Below are 7,723 nucleotides of genomic sequence, written 5' to 3'. Positions count from 1 at the left end.
ACAAATTATAGTGGCGCCACGTCAATATATAATAACGTTCGTGGAGCAGAACCATGCTGAAAACAGAAATGATCGATAAACTGAATGAGCAAATGAATCTTGAATTATATTCATCCCTGCTCTACCAACAGATGAGTGCGTGGTGCAGCTATCACAGCTTCGAAGGTGCGGCCGCGTTTCTGCGTCGTCACGCCCAGGAAGAAATGACGCATATGCAGCGTTTGTTCGATTACCTGACGGATACCGGCAGCCTGCCGCGTATTAATACTGTTTCTTCACCGTTTGCAGAATATGCCTCGCTGGATGAACTGTTCCGTGTAACCTATGAGCACGAACAATTGATCACCCAAAAAATTAATGAACTGGCGCATGCGGCAATGACCCACCAGGATTATCCGACCTTTAATTTCCTGCAATGGTATGTTGCTGAGCAGCATGAAGAAGAGAAATTATTTAAATCTGTCATCGATAAGTTATCGCTGGCAGGTAAAAGTGGCGAAGGTCTTTATTTCATCGATAAAGAACTGGCAACCCTTGATACACAGAATTAATGTTGTTGGGTAACGGTGGCAGTTTGCCACCGTTATTCGAGAATCTTAGTGGCGGCAGATCTTGCTTTCATGCGTAGAGAAGCCGTCTTCTTTGGCAATAAACTTCCCCTTCGCCGCTAAAAACGCGACCAACTCGCCCGCCGTCATGCCTTCTGCTGAACAGGTGTGAAAGCGTGCCTGCTCACCAAACCGCGCGGTAATCGCCGCCTCAAGGCTGGCATGTGAATACTGCTCACCAGATTCAATCATCATGTTGAGCACTTCGTGACCGTGAATAGATTCCATACTACCTCCTCAATAAAGCCCGTAGCCTAATGTGAACCGCACAACGCTGCTTTGCGCTAACGCAGGTTTATGCGGGCAGAGAGCAGATAAATATCATTTTTAATACATCTTAAGCCTCAGCATCTGTAAATATTAATATACAGCACTTGTAACGGTGATTTGACGAAAATAGCGTTATGCCTTAACCTGCGCCGCAGATATAACCGTTGATTATCTCTGGGACAGAGGAAAGCGTGAAAAACAGAACCCTGGGTAGTATTTTTATCGTGGCGGGAACCACGATTGGTGCCGGTATGTTGGCAATGCCGCTGGCGGCGGCAGGCGTGGGGTTTAGCGTCACGCTGGTATTGTTGGTTGGGCTATGGGCCCTGATGTGCTACACCGCGCTGTTGCTGCTTGAAGTGTACCAGCATGTACCGGCAGACACCGGGCTTGGCACACTGGCAAAACGCTATCTTGGTCGATACGGGCAGTGGGTAACGGGCTTTAGCATGATGTTCTTGATGTATGCCCTGACCGCCGCCTACATCAGTGGTGCAGGCGAGCTATTGGCCTCCAGCATCAGTGACTGGACCGGAACCAGCATCTCGCCCACCACAGGCGTATTGCTGTTCACCTTTGTTGCCGGTGGCGTGGTGTGCGTCGGGACCTCACTGGTTGATTTGTTCAATCGTCTATTGTTTAGCGCCAAAATCATTTTCCTGGTGGCAATGCTCGCGCTATTGATGCCGCATATTCATAAGGTGAACCTGCTTACCCTGCCGCTTCAACAAGGCCTGGCACTCTCCGCGATCCCGGTTATTTTTACCTCATTTGGTTTTCACGGTAGCGTACCCAGCATCGTCAGCTACATGAACGGCAACATCCGTAAACTGCGCTGGGTGTTTATCAGCGGTAGCGCCATCCCGTTAGTGGCCTATATTTTCTGGCAACTGGCCACGCTCGGTAGCATTAACTCGTCAACGTTTATGGGACTTTTAGCCAATCACGCTGGCTTAAACGGTTTGTTACAGGCATTACGTGAAGTCGTGGCTTCACCGCACGTCGAACTGGCCGTGCATCTGTTTGCCGACCTCGCACTGGCCACCTCTTTCCTCGGTGTGGCACTGGGGTTATTTGATTACCTGGCAGATCTCTTTCAGCGCCGTAATACTGTGGCCGGCAGAATGCAAACTGGTGTCGTGACGTTCCTGCCACCGCTGGCATTTGCTCTTTTCTATCCGCGAGGTTTTGTCATGGCGCTGGGATATGCAGGCGTTGCCCTGGCCGTTTTGGCTCTGTTGATCCCTTCCATGCTGGCCTGGCGGAGCAGAAAACACAACCCGCAGGCAAACTACCGCGTAATGGGTGGCACGCCGGCGCTGGCGCTGGTCTTTATTTGCGGCATCGTGGTGATAGCAGTGCAATTTTCTATAGCCGCAGGGCTGCTGCCTGAAGTGGGTTAACGAAGATTTTGCCTGATGGCGCTACGCTTATCAGGCCTACTATTGGCTCTGTAAAGTAAAAGGGGCTTACGCCCCTCTCTTTTAATGCAGACAGCACTGTTTATATTTTTTACCACTGCCGCACGGGCATGGGTCGTTGCGCCCCACTTTGGCATCAACTTTTACCGGGACGTTAACCGGTGTTTCCTGCGGATGTGCCATCCAGTAAGCATGCAGATCCAGAGCCGCCAGACGAATGGCATCCACGCTCTCTTCAAATGCCTCTGGTGTCAGTTTCTCCACCACTTCGAAGTTTTCTTCTGTCCCGTGTAACGCAATAGCATCAAGAGCGGGTTTCAGTGAATCAGGTAGCATTGACCAATCCGACAACGCGACGCCTCGCATATAGCCAAAGCACCATTCTTCTACGATAGTCAGCTCATGTTCTTCAATTTCACGCAGGCCAAACAGCGGTTCAAACTGCTCTGGGAACTCATCCAGACGATCGGCCGTATCCGCCATATGCTGGAACGCCAGATTCATGAAACGCGCCATTTCTTTTTCGGAGGACCAGCGCGGAACATACTGCGCACCGCCCCAGATAGCGACCAGCCACTGCTCCGGCTCGATCTCATACGGTGAACTGAGCACCGCCGTCAGTAAGCCATCCAGCTCTGACACATCCAGAATAGACTTGTCCGTATTGTACTTAGTCAGCACATCATCCAGCCATTCCAGTTCGCTCTCGTTTAGTGGTCCCGTTTTCATAACGCTTTTCCTTAGTAAAAATTCTTGCCTGTGATTATCTTACATGGCTGGTGGGATAACAGATCCAAATGGGCATGAGCGGCTTACAGGTACCGCCAATTCAGGTTAACAGGAAACGAGGGGAATTCCGGTAGTTAACGCACAAAAGGGAGCATCAGCCGCCGGGCATCATACGCGGAAAACAGAACAAAACCACCCGAAGGTGGTTTATTGTGGCTCAATACGGTTCAACGTTGCGGTATACCCCGTTTTCGCCACCGCGTTAAGGAGCGTATCGGTAGAAAATCCCTCCGGGACGATAGCCTCTGCCTGCCGGGTTTTGAGCGAAGATTTGGCTTTAATCACCCCATCCGTTTCACGTAGCGCCTGATTAACCGAAATGACACATAGCGAGCAGGTCATATTTTGTATATCCAGCACCACTTTCTGATTGGCAGCCTGAGTCCACAATGGCAACAGTAGACATGCAATTAACGTAACAATCTTCACTCAAACACCTCATAAAACCAGGCCACGATCGTGGGGTAAAACAGCACGGGCAGAATCAGCGCCAACGCACACCAGTACAGAACGCGCGCTTGCTTCAGGGACAGCCATCCGGAACACCATAGTTTTTTAGAAAAGTAGAGTCGCCAGAAAACGCGTAACAATAACCCTAAGGACAGCAACATCAGGGGAATGCGCAGAAACTCAAACTGAGTGAACACGGCAAAGCTCGCCGCCGAAATACCAAACAGCAGATATAGCAGCGGTCCCACGCAACATAAGCCAGCAGTGACGGCAGCCGCGGCGGCCGTCAGTAGGGTCAATCCCGCCCCTTTAGCGTTGTTCTGTTGCGACATAGCGGTAAGAGAACGCTTTCGGGTCATAGAAATTGATGGGGTCACCGTCTACTTCAGCATAAGGATAACCAAAGTTGTTCATCGCTCCCTGCTCAGTAGCCGGGTACAGTTCAAAGTCACGACCATAGTTGAAGCCAACCCAGTTCATTTCCCAGTTGCCAAACAGATAGGTATTCACCGCCTGGACGTCCGCATCCTGATGTGTTTTTTTCTCTGCCAGACGCATTTTGGTCACATCGGCCGGATCACACGGTAGCCAGCCGTAGCCAGCCAGGTAGAACTCCGCGCGGCAGTGCTGCCCCCCGCTTACATCGGCAACACCTGCACTGTCGGCTTTGCCAAAAGCACTTTTTGAGTAACGCTCCAGCTTGTTTGCTTTCCCAAGACGAATCCCGAACAATTCACGTGCAGGAATGCCGCTGGCTCGGGCCAGGGCGACAAAAACAGAGCTCATGTCGGTGCATTTGCCCTTGAGCTTCCCGCTTTTTAAAATCTCCGCGACATCCCCGGTTCCGCAGCCGATAACGTCATTATCACGCTCCATATGACTGCTCACCCACTCGTAAATCAGGCGAGCTTTTTTCAGCGGGTCTTGTTCATTACCGGTAATTTTACGCGCTGTTTCCAGGACCAGCCCATCAATCGGGGTGTGCGTTGTTGGTAACAAATATGGTTTTGCATCCAGCGGGTAAGTAATCTGTTCCGGTGCTTGCCAGTTTTTTAACGCGTCATGCTGCAGCGGTTCCCAATCGGCTGTCTCAATGTCGATATCAACCTTGATCAGCAGCTCTCCCTGCGAGTCAGGCCAACTGGCAAACAACGTTTTTGCGCCATAGACATTGTTGGTTGTGACATACGCCTGCTTATAATTGCCGCTAAAAGCAAGATTTATCATTTGCTGGAATGCGGTATCGACCGGCAAAGGGATCCACAACTTCACGACACCACTTGAACCCTTTGGTGGGTTGAGCTTATACGTTTGCGATAGCACAAAGCGCCGACGTGCCACCGGCATGATTGCAGGCTCAGCAGCCTGTACCGTCCGGCTAACAACCGAAGGGCCGACTAAACCGGCGGCGGAAAGGAGAACGCTATTTTTGAGAAATTGTCGACGTTGCATTGCTGTCTGTCCATATTGTGAAAATTAAGCGACGGCTGAATAGAAAAAAACCGTAGGCGATCATCACAGCAGACAGACGCTGACATAAAAAGGCGAGTCGATGGAGGTTATTCATCAATAACAGACCTGTTAACTGTGAATGAAATAAGAAACTATGTGGCCGTCATTAAGCCACTTACCGGCGAGAAAGTACAGTAATGACGACATGAAGATCCCTCATTCTTATTAAGGAAACACCGCCGAAAACCTGTCTATATTTAAACGCAGGCACTTCACATATAGTCTCCCGCTTTCATGTTTCATACACTGAGAGGAAGTCAAAATGGCGATGAGAATACTGTCTATTGATGGCGGTGGCATCAGAGGCATCCTGCCAGGTATGCTATTAGTCGCACTGGAGAAGAAGTTACAAGATAGAGCAAAAAAACCGACAGCAAGAATCGCTGATTACTTCGATTTAGTCGCAGGCACCAGTACTGGCGCCATCCTCTGTTCTGCCTATGTGTGTCCCGACGCGACAGGAAACCCCAAATTTTCCGCTCAGGAAGCCGTCAACTTCTATCTTCAGGACGGCGATGAGATTTTTGACGTCGGCATTTGGAAAACCATCAGCTCATTAGGCGGTGTAAGTGATGAAAAATACTCGGCAACGGAACTGGAGCGAGTATTAAAAACAGCCTTCGGTGATACAAAACTGAGTGAATTATTAAAACCAACCTGCTTTGTTGCTTATGATGTCAGCAGTCGTCTTCCGGTGATCTTCAAACAACACTCTGCCGTAGCCAAAAAACGGGATTTTCTGGTCCGAGATGTTTTACGTGGTACCTCCGCAGCACCAACGTACTTCGAAGCAGCGCGTATTTACTCACTTCCCCCATTACCGCAAAAGTATGTTCTGGTCGATGGTGGTGTCGTGGCAAATGATCCAGCACTGTGTGCTTATTCCGAGGCGATTAAGTTTTCAAACGTCGCTGGCATCAAAGACATGATCATTGTCTCTCTGGGTACCGGTAAAAAGCTGCAGGGTTATTCATATTCAGAGGTTAAAGACTGGGGACCCTTTGGCTGGGCGAAACCTGCTATCGATATCGCGCTCGAAGGCGGCCCGCAGATGACTGCCTACTATTTACAACAAATCGCCTCAACGGTAAAAAACGCGAAATATTACAGGCTTCAACCCGAATTATATGGTGCCGATCCAACGCTGGATAACGCATCGCGTGAGAATTTAGAACTGCTGCATAACGCAGGACTGCAAAATGCCGCGGCATTCGACAACACGTTAAATGAAATTGCCGCATTGTTAGTTAACAACGGCGGGATTTTTAATTTTCAGGGATAAAACTGCCTCTGAGAACAGAGGACTAAGAACCTATCCCAGCAGACGTCATTGGCGCAAACAGTTTGAGTACTGCCCGCGTCGAAATGGCAAGCAAAATAGCCCTAATGGGATAGGCTCTGAATCAAGATATATACACATGGGTGCCAAGTTTACGGGCTAATCCCTTCGCCCCCTCGCGCATTACCGTATCGTGGTTCCAACGAAATACCGGTGCCGCCAGTGGGGCAAGTATATTCATCCAGCGAATCGTGGTTCGTACATTCCAGTCGTACCTGACAACAGTTTCCCTACCGGTATCAATAAAAGACCATACCCCGCGCCCTTCAACCTCGCCGCTGGCAGCACCTTCAAGAAGAGAGTACTGCGAAATATTTAATACATTGATATCAAAGGTTAAACGATACGGAAGCACACCCTTCCAGGTGTAACGATGCAACGCTCCGACCCCCTGTATATCGCCTTTCTTGATCTCAACAACACGCTCAAGGCTGCTCCACCATTCTGGCCACTGATCCGGGTGAGAGAAAACATCCCAGACATCCTGCAGTGAAGCCTCAACCCGCCAGAGTGTGGAAAACTGATAGTCAGCCATCGCCTTCTCTCTCCCCTATGGGGTGGAAAATCTGCGGCACCTGCCTGTGCTACGAACAGGCATAATCACCTGTGAGCTGTTTTTATTATAGTGCTTAATTACACCGGCCAGCCCCCCAGAATCACCGCCTCAGCTGCCAGAAAATGGTTGTTTAGCGCCCGGATAAGAGCGTCATCAAACGCTATACTTTAATAGCCATATTATTTGTGAGTATTTATCATGAAACTGTCACAGGTATTTTCATGCGCCGTCCTTGCACTACTGCTGTTGGCGTCTTCATCTGTTGCAGCCGGTACATTGCAAAGTCAGGCTCAAAGAGAGCAAGAGTTGAGTGCTGCGTTAGCTGCCGGCAATGGCGTTATCGTGATTGGCGGAGCAAATGATTTTGCGTTTACGTTCAGAGCCCGTAACCGGATCCACAGACCCTTTGCGATTCAGGATGACATTAACGATCCCCTCATAATGAGCGGTTTTCAGAACCACAACGATAACCCCGCCCGTGATGGGTTCATGAACAACCCGGCCCGGGGAGGGTTTATGCTGAACACGCCTATACGTCGATAAACGAATGGGCTAAATCATGTTGGTGAATTGGGCGTTTTAGCGGTTTGGCTTTACTGGGGGGATATTGCGACCCAAGCTACTTGCTGTCAGTAAATCTCAGGCACAAAAAAACCACCCGTAGGTGGTTTCACGACACTGCTTATTGCTTTGATTATTCTATTCTTTCCCATGGTACCCGGAGTGGGACTTGAACCCACACAGCGCGAACGCCGAGGGATTTTAAAAACTATTAGAG

At 49.7% G+C, this 7,723-nt stretch carries 10 protein-coding genes; 4 read left to right on the top strand and 6 right to left on the bottom strand.

Annotated elements, in window-relative coordinates:
- The first annotated feature begins 53 nt into the window (after positions 1-53).
- A complete protein-coding gene (ftnA, locus tag NNO08_RS22625) occupies positions 54-551 on the top strand; it encodes a non-heme ferritin (protein ID WP_005127719.1) in 498 nt (165 codons plus the stop codon).
- Between the two features lie 45 nt (positions 552-596).
- On the opposite strand, the gene NNO08_RS22620 is transcribed toward ftnA, so the two are convergent.
- Complete coding sequence (locus NNO08_RS22620) at positions 597-836, bottom strand: YecH family metal-binding protein (protein WP_005127720.1); 240 nt, start codon at positions 834-836, stop codon at positions 597-599.
- A gap of 233 nt (positions 837-1,069) precedes the next feature.
- On the opposite strand from NNO08_RS22620, the gene tyrP reads away from it, so the two are divergent.
- Positions 1,070-2,281, top strand: a complete 1,212-nt coding sequence (gene tyrP, locus NNO08_RS22615) for a tyrosine transporter TyrP (RefSeq protein WP_202038372.1) — start codon at positions 1,070-1,072, stop codon at positions 2,279-2,281.
- Between the two features lie 81 nt (positions 2,282-2,362).
- On the opposite strand, the gene NNO08_RS22610 is transcribed toward tyrP, so the two are convergent.
- From NNO08_RS22610 to NNO08_RS22595, 4 genes are all read right to left on the bottom strand, one after another.
- Positions 2,363-3,028, bottom strand: coding sequence for a YecA/YgfB family protein (locus NNO08_RS22610; protein WP_271457588.1), 666 nt, complete (start codon positions 3,026-3,028; stop codon positions 2,363-2,365).
- A 207-nt stretch (positions 3,029-3,235) separates the two neighbouring features.
- Positions 3,236-3,517, bottom strand: coding sequence for a heavy-metal-associated domain-containing protein (locus NNO08_RS22605; RefSeq protein ID WP_271450232.1), 282 nt, complete (start codon positions 3,515-3,517; stop codon positions 3,236-3,238).
- Positions 3,514-3,870 (bottom strand): mercuric transporter MerT family protein, encoded by a 357-nt coding sequence (locus NNO08_RS22600; RefSeq protein ID WP_202038371.1) that lies wholly within the window; start codon positions 3,868-3,870, stop codon positions 3,514-3,516. The genes NNO08_RS22605 and NNO08_RS22600 overlap by 4 nt, the downstream gene beginning before the upstream one ends.
- On the bottom strand, positions 3,848-4,990 hold the full coding sequence (locus NNO08_RS22595; RefSeq protein WP_271450231.1) for a transglutaminase-like domain-containing protein: 1,143 nt from the start codon (positions 4,988-4,990) through the stop codon (positions 3,848-3,850). Before NNO08_RS22595 ends, NNO08_RS22600 begins: the two co-directional genes overlap by 23 nt.
- A gap of 322 nt (positions 4,991-5,312) precedes the next feature.
- On the opposite strand from NNO08_RS22595, the gene NNO08_RS22590 reads away from it, so the two are divergent.
- The gene (locus tag NNO08_RS22590; RefSeq protein ID WP_271454226.1) at positions 5,313-6,332 is read left to right on the top strand and encodes a patatin-like phospholipase family protein; all 1,020 of its coding nucleotides are present in this window, start codon (positions 5,313-5,315) and stop codon (positions 6,330-6,332) included.
- A gap of 121 nt (positions 6,333-6,453) precedes the next feature.
- Here NNO08_RS22590 and NNO08_RS22585 read toward each other — a convergent pair whose 3' ends face one another.
- Complete coding sequence (locus NNO08_RS22585) at positions 6,454-6,924, bottom strand: SRPBCC family protein (RefSeq protein WP_271450230.1); 471 nt, start codon at positions 6,922-6,924, stop codon at positions 6,454-6,456.
- Positions 6,925-7,143: 219 nt separating this feature from the next.
- Here NNO08_RS22585 and NNO08_RS22580 point away from each other — a divergent pair, with 219 nt between their 5' ends.
- The gene (locus NNO08_RS22580) at positions 7,144-7,488 is read left to right on the top strand and encodes a hypothetical protein (RefSeq protein WP_271457587.1); all 345 of its coding nucleotides are present in this window, start codon (positions 7,144-7,146) and stop codon (positions 7,486-7,488) included.
- The last annotated feature ends 235 nt before the right edge of the window (positions 7,489-7,723 follow it).

It is taken from the genome of Citrobacter sp. Igbk 17 (assembly GCF_028069775.1).
GTDB lineage: Bacteria > Pseudomonadota > Gammaproteobacteria > Enterobacterales > Enterobacteriaceae > Citrobacter.
This window is presented reverse-complemented; position numbering and strand designations above follow the sequence as displayed.

What these genes read in the sequence shown, in the direction of transcription:
- ftnA (WP_005127719.1), top strand. Translation starts at nt 54, where the DNA reads ATGCTGAAAACAGAAATGATCGATAAACTGAATGAGCAAATGAATCTT.
- NNO08_RS22620 (WP_005127720.1), bottom strand. Translation starts at nt 836, where the DNA reads ATGGAATCTATTCACGGTCACGAAGTGCTCAACATGATGATTGAATCT.
- NNO08_RS22610 (WP_271457588.1), bottom strand. Translation starts at nt 3,028, where the DNA reads ATGAAAACGGGACCACTAAACGAGAGCGAACTGGAATGGCTGGATGAT.
- NNO08_RS22600 (WP_202038371.1), bottom strand. Translation starts at nt 3,870, where the DNA reads ATGTCGCAACAGAACAACGCTAAAGGGGCGGGATTGACCCTACTGACG.
- NNO08_RS22595 (WP_271450231.1), bottom strand. Translation starts at nt 4,990, where the DNA reads ATGCAACGTCGACAATTTCTCAAAAATAGCGTTCTCCTTTCCGCCGCC.
- NNO08_RS22590 (WP_271454226.1), top strand. Translation starts at nt 5,313, where the DNA reads ATGGCGATGAGAATACTGTCTATTGATGGCGGTGGCATCAGAGGCATC.
- NNO08_RS22585 (WP_271450230.1), bottom strand. Translation starts at nt 6,924, where the DNA reads ATGGCTGACTATCAGTTTTCCACACTCTGGCGGGTTGAGGCTTCACTG.
- NNO08_RS22580 (WP_271457587.1), top strand. Translation starts at nt 7,144, where the DNA reads ATGAAACTGTCACAGGTATTTTCATGCGCCGTCCTTGCACTACTGCTG.